Below are 25,005 nucleotides of genomic sequence, written 5' to 3'. Positions count from 1 at the left end.
TCGTCGGGCTTTCCGGACGCGCCGCACCATCCCCGTACAAGCTGGGAATCCCCCCGCATCGCGCCCGTGGAGGAAGCCCGGCTATGAGCACGCCACCCCTCGCCTCAGGCCCCCAAGGAACCGACGCCCTGCGGCCGTTGCTCGACACCGTCCTCGACGCGCTCGACACCGGCCGCCGCGCGCGTGGCGGACCGCTGCCCGCCGGCGGCCCCCACGCGATCGCCGCACGCCTGCGCACCGCTGTCGGGAACGTCCTGCCCGACGACGGGGATCCGAACGCCCTGCGCACGGTCGTCCAGGCCCTCGCCGAAGGGGCCGCCGACCCCGCCGAACCGCTGTGCGCGGCCCACCTGCACTGCCCACCACTCGCCGTCGCCACCGCCGCCGACCTCGCCGCTAGCGCCCTCAACCCCTCACTCGACTCCTGGGACCAGGCCCCGGCCGCCTCCGAGCTCGAAACGCTCGTCACCCGCGCACTCGCCGATCAGGTGTTCCCGGGCCGAGGCAGCGACGCCCTGGTCACCACCGGCGGCACCGAGGCCAACCACCTCGCCCTGCTCCTCGCCCGCGAGGCACACGGCGGCAGCACCCGGCTCATCTGCGGAGCGAACGCACATCATTCGCTCATGCGCGCGGCGTGGCTGCTCGGTCTGCCCGAACCGATCGTCGTCCCCGCACCCGCGGGCACCGTCGACCTCGCCGAACTCGCCGCCGTCCTAGCGGGCCTCACCGGACCTTGCCTCGTCGCCGCCACCGCCGGCACTACCGACGCAGGCCTCATCGACCCCCTGGACGAGATCGCCACCCTCTGCCGCGCCCACGGCGCCCGTCTGCACATCGACGCCGCATACGGCGGACCGCTGCTGTTCAGCGACCGCCGCCGCCACCTTCTCCACGGCCTCGACGCCGCCCACACCGTCACCCTCGACCTGCACAAACTCGGCTGGCAGCCGGTCGCCGCCGGACTGATCGCCGTACGCGACACCCAGGACCTCACCGCCCTGCACCAGCGCGCCGACTACCTCAACGCCGACGACGACACCGCGGCAGGCCTGCCCGACCTCCTCGGCCGCTCCCTGCGCACCACCCGCCGCCCCGACATCCTCAAGATCGCGGTCACCCTCAAGACGCTCGGCCGCACCGGACTGGGCGCGCTCGTCGACGCCGTGTGCGAACGAGCAGAAGAGTTCGCCGACCTGATCACCGCGCACCCCGGCTTCGAGCTGTACGACCGGCCCACGCTCAGCACCGTCCTCTTCAGGCCCGTGCCCGCCCGCGACGACACAGCCCGCGACGACACAGCCACCGACGGCACAGCCACCGACGACACCGTCGCCGCCGTACGCCGACGGCTGCTCACCGACGGCCGCGCCGTCCTCGGCCGGGCCCGCCAGGACGGCCGCCTCTGGCTCAAGGCCACCCTGCTCAACCCCCACACCCGGTCCGACGACCTGGCCGCACTGCTCAAGCTCGTGGAAGGACACACCGCCCCATGAACCGCCCCCCACACCCCGACGGCGACACCCCCCGCGACCTCGTCGGCATCGGCATCGGCCCGGCCAACCTCTCCCTGGCCGCGCTCGCCCACCCGCTCGCCGAACTCGACGCAGTGTTCTACGAACAGCGCCCCGCCTTCGACTGGCACTCCGGCCTGCTCATCGACGGCGCCACCATCCAGGTGCCCTTCCTCGCCGACCTGGTCACCCTCGCCGACCCCGCCAGCCCTTGGACCTTCCTCAACTACCTCAAGACCCGCGAGCGGCTCTTCCCCTTCTACTTCGCCGAGCGCTTCCACATCCAGCGCGCCGAGTACGACGCCTACTGTCGCTGGGTCGCCGAGAACCTCCCCGGCCTCCACTTCCACCACCAAGTCGACGCCGTCCGCTTCAACCCCGAACGCGATGTTTTCGAGGTCGACTACACCCAACTCGACGCCGACGGCGAAGCCGAGGCCCTCGGCCGCACCACCACCAGGAACATCGTCCTCGGCATCGGCACCGAGCCCTACGTCCCGGAGCCGCTCAAGCCCCTCGTCGACGCCCCCGGTGTCCCCGTCCTGCACGCCGCCCACTACCGCGACCACCGCGATGGCCTGCTCAAGGCCGACCACGTCACCGTCATCGGCTCCGGACAGTCCGGCGCCGAGATCTTCCTCGACCTGCTCCGCCACCGCCCGCCCGGCCACGAAGGCCTCCACTGGCTCGGCCGCACCCCGGCCTTCGCCCCCATGGAGTACTCCAAGCTCGGCCTGGAACACTTCACACCCGACTACACGCGCTACTTCCACGCCCTCGCCGAACCGGTCCGCGACAAACTCGTCGCCTCACAGTGGCAGCTCCACAAGGCCATCGACGCCGACACCATCGCGGCCATCCACGACGAGCTCTACCGCCGCAGCCTGCACGGCGGCTGGCCCGACACCGTGCTCACCCCCGGAGTCCACGTCCGTACCGCCGGACGCATCGCCACCACCAAGGTCGAACTCCATCTCGAACACCTGCAGCAGGGCACCCGCAGCCGCCTCACCACCGACGCCGTCGTCCTCGCCACCGGCTACCGCGAACGTCCCCTCGGCCGCCTCCTCGCCGCCCTCGACCCCTACCTGCGCCGCGACAGCAGCGAACGCCCGCGAATCGACGAACACTTCCGCCTCGTCACCGACCCCTCCGTCAGCGGCGCCGGCTGCACCATCTACGTCCAGAACGCCGAACGCCACACCCACGGTGTCGGAGCACCCGACCTCGGCCTCACCGCCTGGCGCAGCGCCGACATCCTCAACACCCTCACCGGCAAAGAGCCCTACCCGCTGCCCACCCGCACCGCCTTCACCACCTTCGGCCTGGAACAACGACAGCCCCAGATCCCGCCCGCACGACAACCGAGGGAACTCATCCCCCTCGCGGACGGAATCTGAGGCCGTTCGCTCAGAAAACGAACATCAGAACACCGGCGTGCCCTCACGCGTCAGCTTCCAGTCCACCGACGCGAAGTCCTTCGGGTCCAGCACGCCCTTCGCCGTCACCCACTCCGCGATCCTGGTCCGGATCTCCGTCGACTCCGACCACAGCTCCTGCGCCGACGCCACGTGCGGGAACGCCCCGCCACCGTTCGCGCGGTAGTTGTTCACCGCGAACACGAACTTCTGAGCATCGTCCAGCACGCCGCCGTTGTACGACAGATTCCTGATCCGCGAACCGGCCGGCTGGGCGATGTCGATCTCGTACGACAGCCCCGACACGTAGTCGTAGTTGTAGTCCGGGCGGTTGTTCGCGTTCGTCAGCTTCTCCACGTCCACCGGAGCACCCGCCGCCGTCTGCACGAAGTACTCCGCCGAGTACTCCAGGTACGCCTTCAGCTGCGCACCCGTCATCAGCTTCGCGACCAGCGTGTTGTCGTACACGTACAGGCTCGACAGATCCCGGATCGTCACCTTGCCCGCCGGGATCTCCGACGTCCGCGAGAACGGCGACGCCTGCGAGATCACCGGCAGCGACGCATACTCCGTGCCCGCCAGCGCCGCCCTGACCACGTCCTCCTGAACCTTTGTGATCAGATCGATGATCGGAGCGTCCTTGTAGCGCGCTTCGACCGTCGTGAGCGTTTCCGTGGCCGTACCGACCACCTGGTTGACGTACTCCACGACCCTCGCGTGCTGGTCGTCCAGCAGCTTGGAGATCTCGGGGTCGTCCGCCACCGTGTTCGAGTTACGCAGCGACGCCGCGACCGACTCGACCACCCAACGCCCCTTGCGGAACACCAGGTCGATGTCGAACAGGGTCAGCCGCTCCGCGTAGCACAGCGGCTCCGACAGCACGACCGTCCTGCCCGTCTTCTCGTTGACGACCTTCAGCTCCGGGATCTCGACATGCGCGTGACCCACCAGGATGGCGTCGATGTCCGGCACCAGACGCGCCACGTTCGCCGCCGCGTTCTCCACGTACGGCAACTGGTCACCGTACGACGACGTACCCGACGAACCACTGTGCGCCGACACGATCACCACGTCCGCGCCCATCGACTTCAGCTTCGGCACCCACTTCGCCGCCTGCTCCTCCAGACCCGGGAACGCCAGCTTGCCCTGGACGTACGCCTTGTCCCAGATCGCGATGCCCGGGTTCGTCAGACCCAGCACCGCCACCTTCACCGGCCGCGCGCCCTTCACATGGAAGGTCTTCATGAAGTACGGCGGGAACGCCGGCCGCAGCGTCTTCGCGTCCACCGCGTTCGCGCCCAGCAGCGGGAAGTCGCACTGCTCCTCGAACTTGCGCAGCGTCTCGATGCCGTAGTTGAACTCGTGGTTGCCCAGCGCCACCGCGTCGTACCCGATCGCGTTCATCGCCTGGGCCATCGGGTGCACCGGACCGCCCTCGGCGGTGATCGGGTCCACCTTCGCGTAGTAGTACGTCAGCGGGGTGCCCTGGATCGTGTCGCCGGCGTCCAGCAGCAGCGTGTTGCAGCGGCCCTTCTCCTCGCGCACCTGGTCCACCAGCGTCGAGATACGCGCCAGACCCTTGGCGTTGCCCTTCGCGTCCGCGTACTCCGCGTCCTTGAAGTAGTCCCAGTTGAAGACATTGCCGTGCAGATCGGTCGTGCCCATCACGGTGAGCGAGTACCGCTTCTCACGGCCCCCCTTCGCCGCCGGCGCACTCTCCGCCGCCTGAGCCGCGGGAACCGCCGCCGCACCGGCCAGCGCCACCCCCGCCCCGGTCACGGCGGACTTCTTCAGGAACTTCCGGCGGTCCAACCCCATGTTCGAACTCTCCTCGGCCACGCGAAACGGTCACAACGCGCGTAGATAACGCGCGTAGATTCTGACCCGCTCACGGCAAGCAGCAATAGACCCAGCAGGTTGCGATTGAGTGACCCGAGCGATGAACGAACAGCCTTGATCGGTCCGATCGGTGACAGAGTGGGACGTATGACCACACCCGAAGCCGCCGGTCCCCAACCGCCCGTCCCCTACGGCACCCCCGACGCACCCCGCATCGCCGTTCGCGGCGAAGCCCACCTCGAAGTCGACCCCGAGATCGCTCGCCTCGGCATCACCGTCACCGCCCGCGGACGCGACCGCCGCTCCGCCCTCGACGACCTCACCCGCCGCAACACCACCACCCTCGACCTGGTCAAGTCCTACGGGGACGCCGTCGAACGCCTGGAGACCGGCGCCTTCTCCGTCACCCCCGAACTCACCAAACACGGCCGCGGCGAACGCATCCGCACCTACCACGGCGCCGTACGCATCACCGCCGAACTCACCGACTTCACCGCCCTCGGTGAACTCACCACCCGCCTCGCCGACCTGGACCTCACCCACGTCGACGGCCCCTGGTGGGCCCTGCGCCCCGACTCACCCGCCCACCGCGACGCCCGCACGCAAGCAGTGCGCGAAGCCGTCCAACGCGCCCGCGAATACGCCGAAGCCCTCGGCACCACCCTCGCCGCCCTCGTCGAACTCGCCGACATCGGTGCGGAGAACCCCATGCCCCACCCGGCCGCCGCCGGCCGGATGCGCTCCGCCGCCTACAGCATGGCCGCGGAGACGGAGGCCGCCGCCCCACTCGATCTGGAACCCGAACGCCAGCACGTGTACGCCACGGTCAACGCCCGATTCACGATGCATCCGCCGCGACTGTAGAAATTCATTCACGGAAGCGGAATTCGAATACAGGGCGGAATGCTGGTCGGGTGCGGGTGAAATGCTCATCGGAGCGGGCGTCTGCACAATTCAACACTTGTCAACACCCCTTCATCCAAAGGTGGTTGAGTGGTCATGCCCGGCCAATTCTCTACCCACCGGTAAGGCATAGGCTCGGACCATGCGCCGAGCGAAGATCGTCTGTACCCTGGGCCCCGCCACCGACTCGTACGACCAGATCAAGGCACTGGTCGAAGCCGGAATGGACGTCGCCCGATTCAACCTCAGCCACGGCACCCACGCCGAGCACGAGGAGCGTTACCACCGCGTCCGCAAGGCCGCCGACGAGACCGGCCGCAGCGTCGGCATCCTCGCCGACCTTCAGGGCCCGAAGATCCGACTCGGCCGTTTCACCGAAGGACCCGTACTCCTCGAACGCGGCGACGCCTTCACCATCACCGTCGAAGAAGGCGCCGAAGGCGACCGCGAACAGTGCGGCACCACCTACCAGGGCCTCGCCGCCGACGTCACCCCCGGTGAACGCATCCTCGTCGACGACGGCAAGGTCTGCCTGGAGGTGACCTCCGTCGACGGACCCCGCGTCCACACCACCGTCGTCGAAGGCGGCATGGTCTCCGACCACAAGGGCCTCAACCTCCCGGGCGTAGCCGTCTCCGTCCCCGCGATGTCGGAGAAGGACGAGGAGGACCTCCGCTGGGCCCTGCACACCGGCTTCGACGTCATCGCCCTCTCGTTCGTCCGCAGCGGACGCGACGCCGAGGACGTCCACCGCATCATGGACGAAGAGGGCCGCCGAATCCCCGTCATCGCCAAGGTCGAGAAGCCCCAGGCCGTCGACGCGATCGACGACATCGTCGCCGCCTTCGACGGCATCATGGTCGCCCGCGGCGACCTCGGCGTGGAGATGCCCCTGGAGCAGGTGCCGATCGTCCAGAAGCGCGCGGTCAAACTCGCCAAGCGAAACGCCAAGCCGGTGATCGTTGCGACACAGATGCTCGACTCGATGATCGAAAACTCACGCCCGACCAGGGCGGAGGCGTCGGACGTCGCCAACGCGGTCATCGACGGCACGGACGCGGTGATGCTGTCCGGCGAGACGAGCGTCGGCAAGTACCCCGTGGAAACGGTCAAGACGATGGCCCGCATCGTCGAAGCGGCAGAAGAGGACATGCTCGCCAAGGGCCTGCCGCCGCTGAACGAACGCAACAAGCCCCGCACGCAAGGCGGTGCGGTCGCCCGCGCGGCCGCGGAAATGGGCGACTTCCTCGGCGCCAAGTTCCTCGTCGCCTGCTCCCAGTCCGGCGACACCGCCCGCCGCCTCTCCCGCTACCGCTCCCCGATCCCGCTGCTCGCCTTCACCCCCGACCCGGCGACCCGCTCCCAACTCAGCCTGACCTGGGGCGTGGAGACCTTCCTCGGCCCGAGCGTCGACTCCACCGACGCGATGGTCGACCAGGTGGACGAGCTGCTGCTCAAGTACGGCCGCTGCCGGCCGGGCGACACGGTCGTCATCACGGCCGGCTCCCCGCCCGGGGTGTCCGGCACGACCAACCTGGTCCGGGTGCACCACATCGGAGAGGCGTCGCGATAAGCGGGGCTTCGGTGTTCCGGGCCTGCATGGGCGTCGAGCAGGGCTACTGAGGCTTTGCGGGCGGCGTCGATGACGACCAGCGCCAGGGCATGCTTTCGGGTGCTGATGTCATACACATGACCACTGCGTGAGAATGATCGCCTCGGTATGCAGCGAAAAGCGGATGTTCACGAGAACGGGAACATCCGCTTGGGAATGGCGACCTTGGATTCGGAGGAAAAGTACCCCGGGTCGGATTCGAACCGACGCTGTATGGTGTTTGAGACCATTGCCTCTACCGCTGGGCTACCGGGGCTCCCTTGGAAATAAAGGACGACGGTCACCCGCCGTGCCCCCACCTTACCGCAGCTAGGTAGGCTCTTGTCAGCAGTACCCCTGCCTGAACAAGGAGCCCCCGTGACCGCGCCCGAGTCGCCCCAGCCCGTAGACGCGCCCGACGACGACAAGTCGCACGTGCCTCCGCTGACGACCCGTGTCGTCATCGCCGAGGACGAGGCACTGATCCGGCTCGACCTCAAAGAGATGCTGGAGGAGGAGGGCTACACGGTCGTCGGTGAGGCCGGTGACGGTGAGCAGGCCGTGGAGCTGGCCCGTGAGCACAAGCCGGACCTCGTGATCCTGGACGTGAAGATGCCCAAGCTCGACGGCATCTCCGCGGCCGAGAAGATCACCGAGGAGTCGATCGCCCCGGTGCTGATGCTCACCGCGTTCTCGCAGCGCGACCTCGTGGAGCGCGCCAGGGACGCCGGCGCCATGGCGTACCTCGTGAAGCCCTTCAGCAAGAGCGACGTCGTTCCGGCGATCGAGATGGCCGTCTCGCGCTACACGCAGCTGAAGGAGCTGGAGAAGGAGGTCGCCGACCTCACCCTGCGCCTGGAGACCCGCAAGCTGGTGGACCGGGCGAAGTCGATCCTGCAGACGGAGTACGGCCTGACCGAGCCGGCCGCGTTCCGCTGGATCCAGAAGACCTCCATGGACCGGCGTATGTCGATGCAGCAGGTCGCCGAGGCCGTCATCCAGGACGCCGAGGAGAAGAAGGCCGCGAAGACCTCCGACAAGGGCTGAACCGGCCCGCACCGCACGGCTGAGGCCCGCGTCCCCTGCGTAAGGCAAGGGGCGCGGGCCTCAGTCACGTACAAGAACCTTCTAGTCCTCGCCGAGGTACGCCTTGCGTACCGACTCGTCGACGAGCAGGTCCTGGCCCGTGCCGGAGAGGACGATCTTGCCGACCTCCATGACGTGGCCGTGGTCCGCGAGGGACAGGGCGGCCTGGGCGTTCTGCTCGATGAGCAGGATGGTGGTGCCCTGGGACTTGAGCTCCTGGATGGTGGCCATGATCTTCTGCATCATGATCGGCGACAGGCCCATGGAGGGCTCGTCGAGCATCAGGAGCTTGGGGCGTGACATGAGGGCGCGTCCCATGGCGAGCATCTGCTGCTCGCCGCCCGAGAGGGTGCCGGCGGCCTGCTTCCTGCGCTCCCCGAGGATGGGGAAGAGGTCGTAGGCGCGCTGGATGTCCTTCTCGATGCCTTCCTTGTCGTTGCGGAGGAAGGCGCCGAGGCGGAGGTTGTCCTCGATCGTCATGCGCGGGAAGATGTGCCGCCCCTCGGGGGAGTGGGCGAGTCCCAGCGAGACGACCTTGTGGGCGGGGACCTTCTTGAGCGACTTGCCCTCGAAGCGGATGTCGCCGGAGACCGGCTGGAGCAGTCCGGAGAGGGTGCGCAGGGTCGTGGTCTTGCCGGCGCCGTTGGTGCCGATCAGGGTGACGACCTCGCCCGCTTCGACCTTGAACGAGATGCCTTTGACGGCCTCGATCTTGCCGTAGGCGACCCTGAGGTCCTCGACCTCGAGCAGTGCGGTCACTTGTCGTCCCCTTCCGTGGTGCTCTGCGTCTCGGCCGCATCGACCTCGGCGGCTTCGTCGCTGCCCGGGGCGCCCTCGAAGGGGGTGCCGAGGTAGGCGGCGATGACGCGTTCGTCGGCCTGGACGACTTCGGCGGGGCCTTCGACGATCTTCTCGCCCTGGACGAGCACGGCGACCCGGTCGCAGAGGTTCATGATGAACCGGATGTCGTGCTCGATGACGAGGACGGCGATGCCCTTGTCCCGGATGGCGAAGATGAGTTCTTCGGCCGCTCGGGTCTCCTGCGGGTTCATGCCCGCGGTGGGCTCGTCGAGGAGGAGCAGGCCGGGTTCGCTCGCGAGTGCGCGGGCGATCTCCAGCTTGCGCTGTTCGCCGTAGGGCAGGTTGCGGGCGAGGTGGTCGGCCTTGGCGGCGAGTCCGGTGAACTCCAGGAGTTCCATGGCGCGTTCGCGGGACTCCTCCTCGGCCTTCTTGAAGCCGGGGAGGCGCAGGAGGGCGGACCAGAGGCCCTCCTTGGTGCGGGTGTGCCGTCCGACCAGCACGTTCTCCAGAACGGTCATGTTGGCGAAGAGCCGGATGTTCTGGAAGGTGCGGGCGATGCCGGCCTGGGTGACCAGGTGCGGCTTGGGCGGCAGGACGGTGTCCTTGTACTTGACGGTGCCTTCGGTCGGGACGTACAGGCCGGTGAGGCAGTTGAAGAAGGTGGTCTTGCCGGCGCCGTTGGGTCCGATCAGGCCGACGATCTCACCGGTGTTGACGGTGAGGTCGACGGAGCGTACGGCGGTGAGGCCGCCGAAGCGCATGGTGACGTCGGTGGCGTCGAGCACCTTGGTGGTGGTTGCGGTGGTGGTCATGGCGGTCACGCACCTGCCTTCGCGACGCCGGTCGCGCCGTCGGGCAGCGGTTTGTCCTCCGGTACGTCGAGCTGTCCGGTCTCGTGGAATTCGAGCTGCTTCCTGCGGTCGGCGACCAGGCCTTCGGGGCGGAAGCGCATGAGGAGCATGAGCGCGACGCCGAAGAGGAGGAGCTGGTACTCCGCCATGAACTGGAGCTTGGCCGGGATCAGGTAGAGCAGGGCGGCGCCGATGAGGGGTCCGCTGATGGTGCCCATGCCGCCGAGGATGACGGCGGCGAGCAGGAAGGCCGAGTTGGGCGGCACGGAGCCGGCGAACTGGTACTGCTCGGGGGTCACGCTGTAGGAGACGTGGGCCTGGACGGTGCCCGCGAGACCGGCGAGGGAGGCGCCGAGAGCGAAGGCGAGGAGCTTGAGGCGGAAGCCGTTGATGCCCATGGCGGTGGCGGCGGTCTCGTCCTCACGGATGGCGACCCAGGCGCGGCCGATGCGGGATTCCGCGGAGCGGCGGAAGACCATGACGACGACGATCGTGCACAGCAGCATCAGCAGGTAGTAGTTGCCGGAGCGGGTGAGCTCGTGGCCGAGGACGTCGTGCGGCAGGCCGAGGTTGAAGCCGAAGATCTCCAGGTCGGGGATGTTCGGGATGCCGTTGGAGCCGTTGGTGACGTCGGGTCCGCTGTTGCCGTTGAGGTTGTTCATGGTGATGCGGAAGATCTCACCGAAGCCGAGCGTGACGATGGCGAGGTAGTCGCCGCGCAGTCGCAGGGTCGGTGCGCCGATCACCACGCCGAAGATCAGCGAGGCGAGGGCGCCGGTGAGGACGGCCGCCCAGAACGGGAAGTGGACGCCGATGGTCGACTGGGGTGAGCCGGAGACCAGGGCGGCGGCGTAGGCGCCGACGCCGAGGAAGGCGACGTATCCGAGGTCGAGCAGGCCGGCGAGGCCGACGACGACGTTCAGGCCCAGAGCGACGGTGGCGAAGATGAGGATGTTCGCTCCGATCAGCGCGAACTGATCGTTTGACTGAGTGAACGGGAAGCAGATCGCTGCGACGAACGCCGCGGCCATGGTGACGTTGCGGTTCTTGGCGGTGAGTGCCGAGAGTCGCTTGAGCAGACCTGCGCGGTTGACGGCGGTGAAGCCGAAGCCGGCGATGATCAGGAAGCCGATGAACAGCTCGGAGTACTCGGTGCTGATGCCGTACGAGAAGACGTACAGGCCGACGCCGAAGCCGGCGGCGATGATCAGGATCTCGGCCCAGGAGGGGAGTTCCTTGGCGCGGCGAGGGTCGGGGGCGCTGAGTACGTGGCGCAGGACGGCCCAGGGGCTGGGGTCGGGGTTCTGGCCGGTGTAGGGCTGGTCGGCGGGGAGGCAGAAGGCGCCGATGACCGCGAGGAGGGCGCCGATGCCGGAGACGTAGGCGCCGGGCTCGAGGTTGACGATGCCACCGAGTTCGTAGCTGATGGCGCCGATGGCGTAGCCGGTGGTGCCGAGGACGCCGAGGGCCATCAGTCGGACGGGGCTGTTGGTGCCGCCGGGGGTGAGCCAGCCGAGGCCCCGGATGCCGTAGCCGGACAGGGTGAGCAGCAGCGTGAGGAGTGCTCCCACGAGCGTGAGCACCTGCAGGCCGCCGGGGTAGCCGGTGACGGTGAGGTTTCCGGGGAATTCCTCGGTCCAGGTCCAGGCGAGGAAGGTGCCCGCGAGGGCGATGGCGGAGCCGGCGAGGGTGATCGCGCGTGCCGCGGCGGGCGGCATCGGGATGATCGCGGTGGCTTCCGAGGGGTTTGTCTTGGTGGTTTCGATCGTGTTGTTGGTCATGTGATCACGCCCGATCCGCGACGCGTTCGCCGAGCAGGCCTTGTGGCCGGAAGAGCAGGACGAGGATGAGGAGGGCGAAGGCCCATACGTCCTTCCAGGCGCCGCCGCCGAAGAGGTCCATGCCGGGGATGTCGCCGATGTAGCCGGTGGCGAGAGATTCGGCGACGCCGAGGACGAGGCCGCCGAGCATGGCGCCGTAGATGTTGCCGATGCCGCCGAGGACGGCCGCGGTGAAGGCCTTGAGGCCCATCAGGAAGCCCATGCGGAAGCCGACCTGGCCGTTCTTGAGGCCGTAGGCGACGGCCGCGATGGCGGCGAACGCGGCACCGATGGCGAAGGCCATGACGATGATGCGGTCGGTGTTGATGCCCATCAGCTTGGCGGTGTCGGGGTCCTGGGCGGTGGCCTGCATGCCCCGGCCGGAGCGGGTCTTGGTGACGAAGAAGCCGAGGGCGACCATGCAGAGCGGGGCGGCGATCAGGACGAACACGTCACCGCGCTGGATGGTGGCGCCGAGGATTTCGAAGGGCTCGCCCTGGAACTGCGGGAAGGGGTGGTCCTTCTTGGCGTCGGGGTACCACATCCATACGACCTGCTGGAGGACGATGGACAGGCCGATGGCGGTGATGAGGGGTGCCAGCCGTGGAGCGGTGCGCAGAGGCCGGTAGGCGAAGCGTTCCGCCGCGGTGGCGACGGCGACGGAGACGATGATCCCGCCGATGATCATGAGGGGTACGGCTGCGCCGAGGCCGAAGCCGTCGGGGAGTACGAGCCAGACGGTGAGGGCCCCGAAGCCCCCGACCATGAAGATCTCGCCGTGGGCGAAGTTGATGAGCTGGACGATGCCGTAGACCATCGTGTAGCCGATCGCGATGAGTCCGTACATCGCGCCGAGGATGAGTCCATTGGCCAGCTGTTGCGGCAGTTCGTTCACCGCAGGGCCTCCGTGGGAGTGGTTCGGATATGGCGCCGCGCGGGAGCGCTGGTGGGCGCTTCCCGCGCGGCCTGGATCAATGTGTGAGTGGGGGTCTCTTACTCGTCCCCTGGTCAGCCCACCTTGGGGGAGGCGCTGTACTCGGGCGCCCACGCGCCCTTGGTGACCTTGTAGGCGGTCATCAGCGTGTTGGTGGTGTCACCGAACTCGTCGAAGGAGATGGTGCCGGTGACGCCGTCGAACTTGACCTTGGCCATGGCGTCCAGGACCGCCTTGCGGCCGTCGGACGGGAGCTTGCCGTCGTTGCCCTCGACCGCCAGCTTGACGGCCTCGATGATGGCCCAGGTGGCGTCGTAGGTCAGGCCGCCGTAGGCCTCGTAGGCGTCCTCGTAGCTGCCGGCCTCGTAGTTCTTGATGAACTCCTTGGCGGAGTCGAGCTGCTCGACGGGCTTGCCGACGGAGGTGGCGAGGTCGCCCTCGGCCTTCTTGTTCAGCTTGGGGAACTCACCGGAGTAGATGCCGTCGCCGCCCATGAGCGGGATGTTCTGGCCGCTGTCCTTGAGCTGCTGGCTCAGGGGCGCGGCGGCCGGGTACTCGCCGCCGTAGTAGAGGGCCTCGGCACCGGTCTTCTTGATCTTGGCCACGACGGAGTTGAAGTCGCGGTCGTCGGGGTTGATGTGGTCGCTGCCGACGATCTTTCCGCCGAGCTTGGTGAAGTTCTCCTTGAAGGAGGCGGCCAGGCCCGCGCCGTAGGTCTTCTGGTCGTCGATCAGGTAGACCTTCTTCTTGCCGGCCTTGGTGAAGAGGTACTCGGCGGCGAAGGCACCCTGGATCTCGTCCGTGGTGGCGGTGCGGAAGAACGTCTTGAACTGGCGGACCGAGTTGCCGGTCTTCCAGCCGTCGCCCTGGGTCAGCTCCGTGCCGGTGTTGGCGGGGGAGATCTGGGTGAGGCCGGCGTCGTTGAACGGCTTCTGCATCTGCTGGGAGACGCTGGAGTTCAGCGGGCCGACGACGCCGAGGACGTCCTTGTTGCTGATGAACTTCTGGGCGTTCTGCTGGCCGACGGACGGCTGCGCCTGGTCGTCGAGGGGCTCGATCTTGAACTCGACGCCCTCGACGTATTCCTGCTTGTTGGCGGTCTTGGCGGCGAGGTCGGCGGAGTTGCGCATGCCGAGGCCGAGGGCCGACAGGTCGCCGGTCAGCGGAGCGTCGAGGCCGATCACCACAGTGGTCTTGTCGCCGCCGCCTTTGCCGCCACCGTCGTCGTCGCGCGAGCCACAGGCGGTCAGGGTGAGCGATCCCGCCGCGAGGACGGCGGTGATGGCTATGAGCGAACGTTGACGCACGAGTCAGTCCTTTCCCTGGCACGGCGGTTCCCCGTGGAACGCGCCGAGTCGAGCGCTGGACCGAAGTGGCTTCGAATCCGGTGGCGCGGTGACTGGCCGTGACTCTAGGCGCGTCGACGGAAATGCAGGAGTGGTCTGGCCAAGGCTGTGACGCTCTTGTTATGCCGCGGAGTATCGGAGAGCGCGACACCGTGGGCGGAAGGGGGGAATTCCAGCCGGTTCGCGCTGTCCGCATAGTGAGAATGCGCAGGGTGCGCCTCGATCGAATGCAGCACCGTTTCTTTGTTTTGGTACTGACGCGACTTGTTGCCGGAGGCTACTTGAGGCGGGAGAGGGGCGGGGAGTATGCCACGTTCGGTCCGAAAAGGAAGGGGGTGTGGAGCTGCGGATTCCGTTTTTCTTGATTGCTTGTGAATTACGCAGGGTTACAGGCCGGAAAGGGAGTCCGGCGTTCTGGGGCACTTTTCCGTATTCGATCACCGGGTGGGGGAAACGCGTCGGCGCTTCGCGGGCGATCCCGTGACCGTCCGCGTCCGCCGCACTGCGTCCGACGGTACGTCAAACGCCCGCGGACAGTGGCATGTTGGGCTTCGTGAGACGCCGGAGGGGGCGGTCGCACCTTCGCGACCACCCCCTCCTGCGTCCGGATCCGCTCCGCCGGTCAGCCGGCGGAGCCGACCTGCTCGGCGTCCTTCGGGCCGACGTCGCGCAGCATGCAGGTCAGCCGCGCGGTGCACACCCGCCGCCCTTCCTCGTCACTGATCACGATCTCGTACGTCGCCGTGGACCGGCCGCGGTGCACAGGCGTGGCCACGCCGGTGACCAGGCCGGAGCGCACCCCGCGGTGGTGCGTGCAGTTCAGGTCGACACCGACGGCGATCTTGGAGACGCCGCCGTGCAGCATGGAGCCCACCGAGCCGAGGGTCTCGGCCAGGACCGCGGAGGCGCCGCCGTGCAGCAGGCCGTAGGGCTGGGTGTTGCCCTCGACCGGCATCGTGCCGACGACCCGCTCGGCGGAGGCCTCCAGGATCTGCACGCCCATGCGCATGCCGAGGTGCCCGGCGGAGAACAGCGCGGGCAGGTCGACGCCGAGGGCCGCGTACTCGTCGATGACCTCCTGCGGGAACTTCACATGCTGCTGCTCGCCCATGGGCCCGGCTCCGTTCGTTCGATCAGTACGGCTCGTATCGACGAGCCGATCAGTCACGGCTCGTTCGGATGAGCCGATCAAAACGGCTCACCCCGCTGAGCAAACGCTCAGTCGGTGGCCGATTGTTCCAGACGGACCACCACGGACTTGCTGGCCGGGGTGTTGCTGGTGTCCGCGGTGGCGTCCAGCGGGACGAGGACGTTGGTCTCCGGGTAGTAGGCGGCGGCGCAGCCCCGCGCGGTCGGGTAGTGCACCACGCGGAAGCCGGGCGCCCGGCGCTCCACGCCGTCCCTCCACTCGCTCACCAGGTCCACGTACACGCCGTCGGCGAGGCCGAGCGTGCGCGCGTCCTCGGGGTTGACCAGGACCACCCGGCGGCCGCCCCGGATGCCGCGGTAGCGGTCGTCCAGGCCGTAGATCGTGGTGTTGTACTGGTCGTGCGAGCGCAGCGTCTGCAGCAGCAGCCGCCCCTCGGGCAGGTCGGGGTACTCCACCGGCGCGGCGGTGAAGTTGGCCTTGCCGGTCGCCGTGGGGAAGCGGCGCTCGTCGCGCGGCGCGTGCGGCAGCGTGAAGCCCCCGGGGCGGGCCACGCGGGCGTTGAAGTCCTCGAAGCCGGGGATCACGCGCGCGATGCGGTCCCGGATCGTGCCGTAGTCCTTCTCGAACTCCTCCCACGGCGTGTTCGACCGCTCGCCCAGCACCCGGCGCGCCAGCCGGCACACGATCGCCGGCTCCGACAGCAGATGACGGCTCGCGGGCTCCAGACGTCCGCGCGAGGCGTGCACCATGCCCATGGAGTCCTCGACGGTCACGAACTGCTCGCCGCCGCCCTGGAGATCGCGCTCGGTGCGGCCGAGCGTCGGCAGGATCAGCGCCCGCGCGCCCGTGACGGCGTGCGAGCGGTTCAGCTTCGTCGACACATGCACCGTCAGGCGGGCGCGCCGCATGGCCGCCTCGGTGACCTCGGTGTCGGGGGAGGCCGCCACGAAGTTGCCGCCCATGGCGAAGAAGACCTTCGCCTCGCCGTCGCGCAGTGCCTGGATGGCGCGTACGACGTCGAAGCCGTGCTCGCGCGGGGGCGCGAACCCGAACTCCTTCTCCAGGGCGTCCAGGAAGGCGGGCGCGGGCCGCTCGAAGATGCCCATCGTGCGGTCGCCCTGCACGTTGGAGTGGCCGCGCACCGGGCACACGCCCGCGCCGGGGCGCCCGATGTTGCCGCGCAGCAGCAGGAAGTTGACCACCTCGCGGATGGTCGGCACCGAGTGCTTGTGCTGCGTCAGGCCCATGGCCCAGCAGACGATGGTGCGCTGCGAGGCGAGGACCATGCGCAGGGCCTCTTCGATCTGCGCGCGCGTGAGGCCGGTCGCCTCGAGGGTCTCGTCCCAGTCGGCCGCGCGCGCGGCCTCGGCGAACTCCTCGAAGCCGTGCGTGTGCTCGCGCACGAACTCCGCGTCGACCGCGCCCTCCGCCTCCAGGATCAGCTTGTTGAGCAGGCGGAAGAGGGCCTGGTCGCCGCCGATGCGGATCTGCAGGAACAGGTCGGTGAGGGAGGCGCCGGTGGTCAGGCCCTTGGGCGTCTGCGGGTTCTTGAAGCGCTCCAGGCCCGCCTCGGGCAGCGGGTTGACGCTGATGATCTTCGCGCCGTTCGCCTTCGCCTTCTCCAGGGCCGAGAGCATGCGCGGATGGTTGGTGCCCGGGTTCTGCCCGGCCACGACGATCAGGTCCGCCTTGTACAGGTCCTCCAGCAGGACGCTGCCCTTGCCGATGCCGATGGTCTCGTTGAGCGCCGAGCCCGAGGACTCGTGGCACATGTTGGAGCAGTCCGGCAGGTTGTTGGTGCCCAGCTCGCGCGCGAAGAGCTGGTAGAGGAACGCGGCCTCGTTGCTGGTGCGGCCCGAGGTGTAGAAGACGGCCTCGTCGGGGGAGGAGAGCGCGTCGATCTCCTCCGCGATGATGTCGAAGGCGCGCTCCCAGGTGACCGGCTCGTAGTGCTCGCCGCCCTCGGGCAGATACACGGGGTGCGTGAGCCGGCCCTGCTGGCCCAGCCAGTAGCCGCTGCGGCCGGCGAGGTCGGCCACGGAATGCGCGGCGAAGAACTCGGGGGTGACCCGGCGCAGGGTGGCCTCCTCGGCGACCGCCTTCGCGCCGTTCTCACAGAACTCCGCCTTGTGCCGGTGGTCCGGCTCGGGCCAGGCGCAGCCGGGGCAGTCGAAGCCGTTCTTCTGGTTCACGCTGAGCAGGGTCAGCGCGGTCCGCTTGACGCCCATCTGCTGCTGGGCCATGCGCAGCGTGTGCCCGATGGCCGGCAGCCCCGCCGCCGCGTGCTGCGGCTCCGCGACCTGGGGCGCGTCCTGGACCGGGTCGGCCTTGGGCGGCTTCGTCGCCATCGCACGGTCTCCTTCGACTGCGTGTGTGAAGTACGTCTCCGATCCTCGCACGCGGCACCGACAGCGGTGACCGGGCGTCGGGTGCCGAGGGCGCAGCCATGGGCTGCGCTTGCTGTCACTGGCTGCGCTTGCTGTGGGGCTGGGCGTCGCGGGGGTGTCGGCGCGGTGTAAGGGGCGCGGGCGCCGGCAGGGCTTGGCTGGGGTGGCGTGATCGGCACAGTGTGATCGGCATGGTGGGGGAGTCGGGCGGGGTGGGCGTCGGCGGTGGGGGAGCTGGGCGGTACGGGCGCGGGGTGCCGGAGTTGGGCGGTACGGGAGCGGGGGCGCAGGAGTTGGACGGTGCGGGAGTCGGGCGGTGCGGGGGTCGTGGCGCCGGGGCGGGACGGGTCGTAGTGCGGGGTGCCGCTGTGCCGGTGTCTTGCGGTGCGAGTGCCGGGCGGTGGGGTGCCTGGGGATACCGGAGCCGGGTGGTGGGGGAGCCTGGGGATAGCGGAGCCGGACGGTGCCTGAGCCCATGAGCGCCTGGCCCGGCGGCCTGAGCCGGGCCGTGCCGGACCGGTCGGAGTCCGCGATGGCGGTCCGCTGTCAGTGGGGCGTGGCAGGATCGGGGGCGTGGCAGAGACAGCACCGAACAAGACCGAGAAGACCTCCGGCGGCGACCGTCCGCGGCTGATGCTCATGGACGGGCACTCGCTGGCCTACCGCGCGTTCTTCGCGCTGCCCGCGGAGAACTTCACCACCGCGACCGGCCAGCCGACGAACGCGATCTACGGCTTCGCGTCGATGCTGGCCAACACCCTGCGCGACGAGGCGCCCACACACTTCGCCGTGGCCTTCGACGTCTCGCGCAAGACCTGGCGCTCGGAGGAGTTCACCGAGTACAAGGCGAACCGCTCCAAGACCCCGGACGAGTTCAAGGGCCAGGTCGAGCTGATCGGTGAGCTGCTCGACGCGATGCATGTGTCCCGCTTCGCCGTCGACGGCTACGAGGCGGACGACGTCATCGCCACGCTGGCCACCCAGGCCGAGGCCGAGGGCTTCGAGGTGCTGATCGTCACCGGCGACCGCGACTCGTTCCAGCTGGTCAGCGAGCACACCACGGTGTTGTATCCGACCAAGGGCGTCTCCGAGCTGACCCGGTTCACCCCGGAGAAGGTTTTCGAGAAGTACGGCTTGACGCCCGCGCAGTACCCGGACTTCGCCGCCCTGCGCGGCGACCCGTCGGACAACCTCCCGGGCATCCCGGGCGTCGGCGAGAAGACGGCCGCGAAGTGGATCAACCAGTTCGGTTCCTTCGCCGAGCTGGTCGAGCGCGTCGAGGAGGTCAAGGGCAAGGCCGGACAGAACCTGCGCGACCACCTGGAGGCCGTCAAGCTCAACCGCCGGCTCACCGAGATGGTGCGCACCGTCGAGCTGCCCAAGACGGTCGCCGACCTCGCCCGCCCCGCGTACGACCGCAAGGCCGTCGCGATGATCCTGGACGCCCTGGAGATCAGGAACCCCTCGCTGCGCGAGCGGCTGCTGGCCGTCGACCCGGGCGCCGAGGAGGCCGAGGTCACCCCGGTCGTCGCCGACGGCGTCGAGCTGGAGGGCACCGTCCTGGGCACCGGCGAGCTGGCCGGCTGGCTCGGGGAGCACGGCGGTGCGGTGCTCGGTGTGGCCACCGTCGACACCTGGGCGCTGGGCTCCGGCTCGGTCGCCGAGGTCGCGCTGGCCGCGCCCGGCGGGGCCGCCGCCTGGTTCGACCCGTCCGAGCTCGACGAGGCCGACGAGCAGGCATGGGCGGCCTGGCTGGCCGACGAGACCCGGCCCAAGGTGCTGCACAACGTCAAGGGCGCGATGCGCGTCTTCGCCGAGCACGGCTGGAGCGTGGCCGGTGTCGGCATGGACACCGCGCTCGCCGCCTACCTGGTCAAGCCCGGCCGCCGCTCCTTCGACCTGGACGCGCTGTCCATGGAGTACCTGCACCGCGAGCTGGCCCCCGCGGCCGCGGCCGACGGGCAGCTGGCGTTCGGCGCGGACGACGGCGCCGAGGCCGAGGCGCTGATGATCCAGGCCCGCGCGATCCTGGACCTCGGCGAGGCCTTCGAGGGCCGGCTGAAGGACGTCGGCGCCGCGGAGCTGCTGCGTGACATGGAGCTGCCGACCTCGACGCTGCTCGCCCGGATGGAGCGGCACGGCATCGCGGCGGACCGTGCCCACCTGGAGGCCATGGAGCAGATGTTCGCGGGCGCCGTGCAGCAGGCCGTGAAGGAGGCACACGCGGCGGCCGGGCACGAGTTCAACCTGGGCTCGCCCAAGCAGCTCCAGGAGGTCCTCTTCGGCGAGCTGGGCCTGCCGAAGACGAAGAAGACGAAGACCGGCTACACCACCGACGCCGACGCGCTGGCCTGGCTCGCGACCCAGACGGACAACGAGCTTCCGGTGATCATGCTGCGCCACCGTGAGCAGGCGAAGCTGCGGGTCACCGTCGAGGGCCTGATCAAGACCATCGCGACGGACGGCCGTATCCACACGACGTTCAACCAGACGGTCGCCGCCACCGGCCGCCTGTCCTCCACGGACCCGAACCTGCAGAACATCCCGGTCCGCACCGACGAGGGCCGGGCCATCCGGCGCGGCTTCGTGGTCGGCGAGGGCTTCGAGTCCCTGATGACCGCGGACTACAGCCAGATCGAGCTGCGGGTGATGGCCCATCTGTCCGAGGACGAGGGCCTGATCGAGGCGTTCACCTCCGGCGAGGACCTGCACACCACCGTGGCCTCGCAGGTGTTCGCCGTCGAGCGCACTGCGGTGGACGCGGAGATGCGGCGCAAGATCAAGGCCATGTCGTACGGCCTGGCGTACGGTCTGTCGGCGTTCGGTCTGTCCCAGCAGCTGAACATCGAGGCCGGCGAGGCGCGCGCCCTGATGGACACATACTTCGAGCGCTTCGGCGGGGTACGGGACTACCTGCGCCGGGTCGTCGACGAGGCCCGGGCCACCGGTTACACGGCCACGCTGTTCGGCCGCCGCCGCTATCTGCCCGACCTCAACAGCGACAACCGTCAGCGTCGCGAGGCCGCCGAGCGCATGGCCCTCAACGCGCCGATCCAGGGCACGGCGGCCGACATCGTCAAGATCGCCATGCTCCACGTGGACCGTGCGCTGCGCGAGGCCGACCTGAAGTCCCGCATGCTCCTCCAGGTCCACGACGAAATCGTCCTCGAGATCGCCCCCGGCGAGCGCGCCGCGGCCGAGGAACTCGTCCGCCGCGAAATGGCGGGCGCCGTGCACCTGCGCGCCCCCCTGGACGTCTCGGTGGGCGTGGGCCCGGACTGGGAGTCGGCGGCGCACTGACGGACACGACAGGCCCACGCCTGGCCGGCCTCCGCGCCGACCAGGCCGGGCCTGCTCCCAGCGCCTGTTGCGAGAGGCGCCTGGACAGCTGATGTGCCGGCCCGGCGGTGCGTTCGCGCCCGTCCACGAGGCTGCTGGGCGCCTACCGGCCGCCGGGCGTGGCTCGCCACCGGTCCAAGAGCGCACCAGCTGCCCCAGGCCCGGAACGCCCTCGCCCTCTCCGCGAAGCCCATGCGTGCCTGCCGCCCAGGCGACCCGGCCCTGTCTCGCCTTCAGCTCCGCGAAGCCCCCGGCGTGCCTGCCGCCCAGGCAACCCGGCGCCCTGCTCTCGCCTTCAGCTCCGCGAAGCCCCTGCACAAGCGTGGCCCCGGCCCGGCCGAGCGGGGCACGCCCACCCCCCACCCCCCAGAGGGCCGTCACCCGCGTGGCCCCCGCGGAAAAGCAGGCCGGGGGCGTTGGCCCTGAGGATGCGGGCATGGGTATACGCATGCTCAACCGCCGGCCGGCGCCTTTGCCGCTCGTGCCGGTCCCGGCCTTCGCGGTCGGTGCAAGCACCGCCCGTCTCGTTGTCGGCCCCGCGGAGGCCGTGCGCCGCGCCGCTGTGGACCTGGGCCGCGCGCTGAGCCACTGTCGGCTTCTCAGATCGCTCGGCGAGTGCCGGCCGATTCGAGGGACTCTCGTCGCCGTGGGGCGCACCCGCGACCCGGCCCGCTGGCGGCTGTGGGCCGACCTGGCCCGCGGCTATGTGGCGCTGCTGCTCACGCTGCTGCCCCGCACCCGCCCGGGCGGCACCCTGACCGTGTTCGTCGCGGGTGTGCCCCCGCTCAGCGGGCCACCGGGCTGCGCGGCTCCCTGCTGACCGGGCCCGGAACCGGGGCCGGGCGCCACACTCGGACCGTCACGGCGTACAGCAGGACGCCGAGAAACAGGCCCGCGCCCGCCCCGAAGCACAGCGTCGGGATCAGCTCCCACGGCTCGGCGATGGGCTTCCACTGGGCCCACCATCGCGTCGCCCGCTGCACTGCCGCGACCAGGGCGCAGCCACCGATCAGCACACCGGCCGCCCACCGGTCGCGCAGGGACAGCAGGGGTACGCCCACCGGCTCGGCCGCCGGTGCGTGCCGCAGCGCCCGCACCAGGAACACCACGATCACTACGGCGGCCACGGCGGAACCGCCGTACTGCAGGTACCAGTACAGCGGGGAGCCCGCGATCTCCCGGCCCAGTACCGGGAAGAGCCGCATGCCCCACCGGTCGAGGTGCGTGAAGGCGTCCCACACGACATGTGTCAGCGCGCCGAGGGCCGCGGAGACGTACCACCAGGCCGCCGTCGACGGCCGCACGCGTGCGCGTGGCGCCCCGCAGCGCAGCAGGGTGGCCGTGCGGTGCTGCCGGTTCCGGGACAGCAGTGCCACCAGCGGTTCGCGCACCAGCAGCCACAGTCCGACCAGCGCCCAGGAGATGAGCACGTCGACCGTGAACACCCCGGGGAAGGAGTGCGTCACATCACCGAACTCCATCGCCCCGGACAGCACACTCGCCGCGTAATAGGTCAAGTCGGGTGAGAACGTGCCCGCCACCAGTACGGAGGGGACAAGTGCCCCGCGGCCGGTTCCGTCGGTGCGCATGAGGGGCAGCGCGGCTGCCGCATGACTCAAGGTGAACGGCAAGTGGCCTCCTCGTGACGGGCGTTGAACCGGGTCGCTGTCCGGTGATCGTCTGAGTGGTTCAGTATGCGCGACCGACCTGTACGCCGATCGTTGACCCGATCCGAACATCGGCCGACCCCATGTGGCCAAGCCGTGAAAACGCAGCGCGAACCGGTCCCCGGCCCGCAGAAGTTGTCGTAGGGTCACGGAGGGCCACATGCGGGTATGTGCGGCTGATCGGACGCACAGACCCGACGTGCGAACGAACAGAACACTGAAAAACGGGCGCTGATGCAACCGACCCCGGGCGTCGGCAGTCACAACAGTGGCGAGTACAACAGGCAGAGTCGGGCGCTCGGGCGTCCACGGGAGGGGTTCACTTCATGGCGGCGCAAATCGGCAGGCGTCTGCGCAAGGGGGCGGCGACCACCGCTGTGGCCGCGGCGGCGGTCGCGGCACTGTCCGCGTCCCAGGCTCCGGGAGTGACGACCGATGAGGGCAGACAGCCCACCGCCGACTCCCAGCCCACACCGGACGTCGTCGCCGACGACAGCGCGACCGGCAACTCGCCGTACTACACGGACCTGCCGCCGCTGAACAGTCCGACGCCCTCGCCCACCACGTCGGGCGCCCCGACCGGCATCGGCCACGCCGAGGCGGGCATACCCGCGACCGTCCTGGACGCCTACAAGCAGGCCGCCGCCCGGCTGAACGCGGCCAAGCCCGGCTGCAACCTGCCCTGGCAACTGCTCGCCGCCATCGGCAAGGTCGAGTCCGGCCAGGCCGGCGGCGGTCGTGTCGACGCCAACGGCACCACGTACACGCCGATCCTGGGCCCGCAGCTCGACGGCAACGGCTTCGCGCTCATCAAGGACACCGACAACGGCGCCTACGACGGCAACGCGAGCTACGACCAGGCCGTCGGCCCCATGCAGTTCATCCCCTCCACCTGGGAGTGGGCGGGCCGCGACGGCAACGGCGACGGCCTGCGGGACCCCAACAACATCTACGACGCCGCCCTCGCGGCCGGCCACTACCTGTGCCGCTTCGGCTGGGACCTGTCGGCCCAGGGCGACCTCGACCGCGCGATCCTCAGCTACAACAACTCGCGCGACTACCTCAACACCGTCCTGTCGTGGCTGGAGTACTACCGCAAGGGCACCCACGAGATCCCGGACGGCACGGGCACTCTGCCCGACAACCGCAGCGACAACCAGCCCGCTTCACGCCCCTCCTCGAAGCCGTCGGCGAGCCCGGACCCGAAGCCGACCCCCAAGCCGCCGACCCACACGCCCGGCGGCGGCACGCCGACCCCGACCCCCACTCCGCCGCCGACCACCCAGCAGCCCACGCCCACCGACACCGTGGACCACCTGGAGGACGCGGGCACCGCGAAACTCACCGCGACGGCGGGCGAGGCGTTCACCAAGCGGATCAGCACCAGGGCGGAGACCAAGGCCGGCGAGACCGTCGGCAAGGTTCGCATCCGGTTCACGATCACCGGCGAAACCGACGCCACCTTCACCGGCGGCGAGAGCGTCGCCACGATCGTCACGGACAGCTCCGGTGTCGCCCTCGCGCCCCGGCTCAGCGCCGGGGAGAAGACCGGCACCTTCACTGTCCGCGCCACCGTCGTCGGCCGTTCGCTCCCCGGCATCGACTACACCGCCACGGTCACCGCCCGCGCCGCCGACGCCCTCACCCGGGTCGGCGACACCCCGCTGACCTGCCCGGCGGGCGGCGAGTTCGCCGAACAGGTCCAGGTGAAGGCGACGCACCAGGGCGCCGTCGCGGACCGCGTCGCGGCCACGGCGACCCTGATCAAGTCGGCCGACGACCCGACCGTGAACGACAAGGGCCCCTACTTCAAGGACGCCGACGGCAAGACCGTACGCACCCTGACCCAGCTGGAGACGGACGCGAACGGCCTGCTGACGCTGCCGAAGCTGTACGCCGACGACACCGCCGGTACGTTCCTGCTGCGCATCACCACCACCGGTGGCGCCACGCTCACCGTCGAACTGACGGTGGAGGCCGCCGCCTCGCCGACGCCGACCCCGACGACCGGAGAGCCGACGAGCCCGTCGCCGAGCCCTTCGGCGTCGCCCACGGCCTAGCCGGTATCGCAACCGACGACGGCGCCCCCTCCGCTCACCGCGACGGGGGCGCCGTCGTCCGTGTGCGCGACGTGTTCTCATCTCGCCCGGCCGTTGCTACGGTGCCGAGATCTGACGGTACGTCAGTTCCGAGCCGGTCTTCGGGAGGCCCGCATGCGCGCTCTTGTCGCAGCCGCGACCGGGCTCGTGCTCGCCTTCGCCCTCGTCCTCGCCGTCACGGCCCTGGGCGGGGCCACGGGCGAGACGTCCCCAAAGCCTTTGCTGACGACGGTCCCCGCCCACCCGTGACCGCCCCGAGG

18 protein-coding genes and 1 tRNA gene are annotated in these 25,005 nt (G+C 69.6%); 9 read left to right on the top strand and 10 right to left on the bottom strand.

Features of this window, described 5'->3' with window-relative positions:
* The first annotated feature begins 83 nt into the window (after positions 1 to 83).
* Entirely contained in the window at positions 84 to 1,496 is a 1,413-nt protein-coding gene (locus tag ACIQ6Y_RS07705) for a pyridoxal phosphate-dependent decarboxylase family protein (RefSeq protein WP_404034221.1), read from the top strand.
* Positions 1,493 to 2,914, top strand: coding sequence for a lysine N(6)-hydroxylase/L-ornithine N(5)-oxygenase family protein (locus tag ACIQ6Y_RS07700; RefSeq protein ID WP_404034219.1), 1,422 nt, complete (start codon positions 1,493 to 1,495; stop codon positions 2,912 to 2,914). Before ACIQ6Y_RS07705 ends, ACIQ6Y_RS07700 begins: the two co-directional genes overlap by 4 nt.
* A gap of 24 nt (positions 2,915 to 2,938) precedes the next feature.
* Here ACIQ6Y_RS07700 and ACIQ6Y_RS07695 read toward each other — a convergent pair whose 3' ends face one another.
* Positions 2,939 to 4,750, bottom strand: coding sequence for a bifunctional metallophosphatase/5'-nucleotidase (locus tag ACIQ6Y_RS07695; RefSeq protein ID WP_404034217.1), 1,812 nt, complete (start codon positions 4,748 to 4,750; stop codon positions 2,939 to 2,941).
* A 168-nt stretch (positions 4,751 to 4,918) separates the two neighbouring features.
* Between ACIQ6Y_RS07695 and ACIQ6Y_RS07690 the strand changes: the two genes are divergently transcribed.
* Together ACIQ6Y_RS07690 and pyk are read left to right on the top strand one after the other, a co-directional pair.
* Entirely contained in the window at positions 4,919 to 5,635 is a 717-nt protein-coding gene (locus tag ACIQ6Y_RS07690; RefSeq protein ID WP_404034215.1) for an SIMPL domain-containing protein, read from the top strand.
* Positions 5,636 to 5,816: 181 nt separating this feature from the next.
* Complete coding sequence (gene pyk / locus ACIQ6Y_RS07685) at positions 5,817 to 7,247, top strand: pyruvate kinase (RefSeq protein ID WP_404034213.1); 1,431 nt, start codon at positions 5,817 to 5,819, stop codon at positions 7,245 to 7,247.
* 222 nt (positions 7,248 to 7,469) lie between these two features.
* Here pyk and ACIQ6Y_RS07680 read toward each other — a convergent pair.
* A tRNA-Leu gene (locus ACIQ6Y_RS07680) sits at positions 7,470 to 7,542 on the bottom strand.
* A 101-nt stretch (positions 7,543 to 7,643) separates the two neighbouring features.
* On the opposite strand from ACIQ6Y_RS07680, the gene ACIQ6Y_RS07675 reads away from it, so the two are divergent.
* On the top strand, positions 7,644 to 8,312 hold the full coding sequence (locus tag ACIQ6Y_RS07675) for an ANTAR domain-containing response regulator (RefSeq protein WP_404034211.1): 669 nt from the start codon (positions 7,644 to 7,646) through the stop codon (positions 8,310 to 8,312).
* Positions 8,313 to 8,393: 81 nt separating this feature from the next.
* Here ACIQ6Y_RS07675 and ACIQ6Y_RS07670 read toward each other — a convergent pair whose 3' ends face one another.
* From ACIQ6Y_RS07670 to ACIQ6Y_RS07640, 7 genes are all read right to left on the bottom strand, one after another.
* A complete protein-coding gene (locus ACIQ6Y_RS07670; protein ID WP_404034209.1) occupies positions 8,394 to 9,110 on the bottom strand; it encodes an ABC transporter ATP-binding protein in 717 nt (238 codons plus the stop codon).
* Positions 9,107 to 9,973: an ABC transporter ATP-binding protein gene (locus ACIQ6Y_RS07665; protein WP_404034207.1), complete on the bottom strand. Its 867-nt coding sequence runs from the start codon at positions 9,971 to 9,973 to the stop codon at positions 9,107 to 9,109. Before ACIQ6Y_RS07665 ends, ACIQ6Y_RS07670 begins: the two co-directional genes overlap by 4 nt.
* A complete protein-coding gene (locus ACIQ6Y_RS07660) occupies positions 9,970 to 11,784 on the bottom strand; it encodes a branched-chain amino acid ABC transporter permease (protein WP_404034205.1) in 1,815 nt (604 codons plus the stop codon). Before ACIQ6Y_RS07660 ends, ACIQ6Y_RS07665 begins: the two co-directional genes overlap by 4 nt.
* A 4-nt stretch (positions 11,785 to 11,788) precedes the next feature.
* Entirely contained in the window at positions 11,789 to 12,718 is a 930-nt protein-coding gene (locus tag ACIQ6Y_RS07655) for a branched-chain amino acid ABC transporter permease (RefSeq protein WP_404034203.1), read from the bottom strand.
* A gap of 113 nt (positions 12,719 to 12,831) precedes the next feature.
* The gene (locus ACIQ6Y_RS07650; protein WP_404034201.1) at positions 12,832 to 14,064 is read right to left on the bottom strand and encodes a branched-chain amino acid ABC transporter substrate-binding protein; all 1,233 of its coding nucleotides are present in this window, start codon (positions 14,062 to 14,064) and stop codon (positions 12,832 to 12,834) included.
* A 661-nt stretch (positions 14,065 to 14,725) separates the two neighbouring features.
* Positions 14,726 to 15,214 (bottom strand): hotdog fold thioesterase, encoded by a 489-nt coding sequence (locus ACIQ6Y_RS07645; protein WP_404034199.1) that lies wholly within the window; start codon positions 15,212 to 15,214, stop codon positions 14,726 to 14,728.
* A 107-nt stretch (positions 15,215 to 15,321) separates the two neighbouring features.
* Complete coding sequence (locus ACIQ6Y_RS07640; RefSeq protein WP_404034197.1) at positions 15,322 to 17,601, bottom strand: FdhF/YdeP family oxidoreductase; 2,280 nt, start codon at positions 17,599 to 17,601, stop codon at positions 15,322 to 15,324.
* A gap of 612 nt (positions 17,602 to 18,213) precedes the next feature.
* Here ACIQ6Y_RS07640 and polA point away from each other — a divergent pair.
* Positions 18,214 to 20,940 carry a DNA polymerase I gene (gene polA, locus ACIQ6Y_RS07635; RefSeq protein ID WP_404034195.1) on the top strand — a complete coding sequence of 909 codons (2,727 nt, stop codon included), beginning with the start codon at positions 18,214 to 18,216 and terminating at the stop codon, positions 20,938 to 20,940.
* Positions 20,941 to 21,415: 475 nt separating this feature from the next.
* Positions 21,416 to 21,799, top strand: coding sequence for a hypothetical protein (locus tag ACIQ6Y_RS07630; protein WP_404034193.1), 384 nt, complete (start codon positions 21,416 to 21,418; stop codon positions 21,797 to 21,799).
* On the opposite strand, the gene ACIQ6Y_RS07625 is transcribed toward ACIQ6Y_RS07630, so the two are convergent.
* Entirely contained in the window at positions 21,765 to 22,610 is an 846-nt protein-coding gene (locus ACIQ6Y_RS07625; protein WP_404034191.1) for a DUF4184 family protein, read from the bottom strand. The two genes, ACIQ6Y_RS07630 and ACIQ6Y_RS07625, sit on opposite strands and share 35 nt — an antisense overlap.
* A gap of 362 nt (positions 22,611 to 22,972) precedes the next feature.
* On the opposite strand from ACIQ6Y_RS07625, the gene ACIQ6Y_RS07620 reads away from it, so the two are divergent.
* Together ACIQ6Y_RS07620 and ACIQ6Y_RS07615 are read left to right on the top strand one after the other, a co-directional pair.
* Entirely contained in the window at positions 22,973 to 24,706 is a 1,734-nt protein-coding gene (locus ACIQ6Y_RS07620) for a lytic transglycosylase domain-containing protein (protein ID WP_404034189.1), read from the top strand.
* Positions 24,707 to 24,859: 153 nt separating this feature from the next.
* Positions 24,860 to 24,994, top strand: a complete 135-nt coding sequence (locus ACIQ6Y_RS07615; RefSeq protein ID WP_404034187.1) for an SPW_0924 family protein — start codon at positions 24,860 to 24,862, stop codon at positions 24,992 to 24,994.
* The last annotated feature ends 11 nt before the right edge of the window (positions 24,995 to 25,005 follow it).

It is taken from the genome of Streptomyces sp. NPDC096205, from assembly GCF_044763135.1.
GTDB lineage: Bacteria > Actinomycetota > Actinomycetes > Streptomycetales > Streptomycetaceae > Streptomyces.
This window is presented reverse-complemented; position numbering and strand designations above follow the sequence as displayed.

Excerpts from the sequence above, each read along its gene's own strand:
- ACIQ6Y_RS07705 (WP_404034221.1), top strand. The coding sequence starts at position 84 with ATGAGCACGCCACCCCTCGCCTCAGGCCCCCAAGGAACCGACGCCCTG.
- ACIQ6Y_RS07700 (WP_404034219.1), top strand. The coding sequence starts at position 1,493 with ATGAACCGCCCCCCACACCCCGACGGCGACACCCCCCGCGACCTCGTC.
- ACIQ6Y_RS07695 (WP_404034217.1), bottom strand. The coding sequence starts at position 4,750 with ATGGGGTTGGACCGCCGGAAGTTCCTGAAGAAGTCCGCCGTGACCGGG.
- ACIQ6Y_RS07690 (WP_404034215.1), top strand. The coding sequence starts at position 4,919 with ATGACCACACCCGAAGCCGCCGGTCCCCAACCGCCCGTCCCCTACGGC.
- pyk (WP_404034213.1), top strand. The coding sequence starts at position 5,817 with ATGCGCCGAGCGAAGATCGTCTGTACCCTGGGCCCCGCCACCGACTCG.
- ACIQ6Y_RS07660 (WP_404034205.1), bottom strand. The coding sequence starts at position 11,784 with ATGACCAACAACACGATCGAAACCACCAAGACAAACCCCTCGGAAGCC.
- ACIQ6Y_RS07645 (WP_404034199.1), bottom strand. The coding sequence starts at position 15,214 with ATGGGCGAGCAGCAGCATGTGAAGTTCCCGCAGGAGGTCATCGACGAG.
- ACIQ6Y_RS07640 (WP_404034197.1), bottom strand. The coding sequence starts at position 17,601 with ATGGCGACGAAGCCGCCCAAGGCCGACCCGGTCCAGGACGCGCCCCAG.
- ACIQ6Y_RS07630 (WP_404034193.1), top strand. The coding sequence starts at position 21,416 with ATGGGTATACGCATGCTCAACCGCCGGCCGGCGCCTTTGCCGCTCGTG.
- ACIQ6Y_RS07620 (WP_404034189.1), top strand. The coding sequence starts at position 22,973 with ATGGCGGCGCAAATCGGCAGGCGTCTGCGCAAGGGGGCGGCGACCACC.
- ACIQ6Y_RS07615 (WP_404034187.1), top strand. The coding sequence starts at position 24,860 with ATGCGCGCTCTTGTCGCAGCCGCGACCGGGCTCGTGCTCGCCTTCGCC.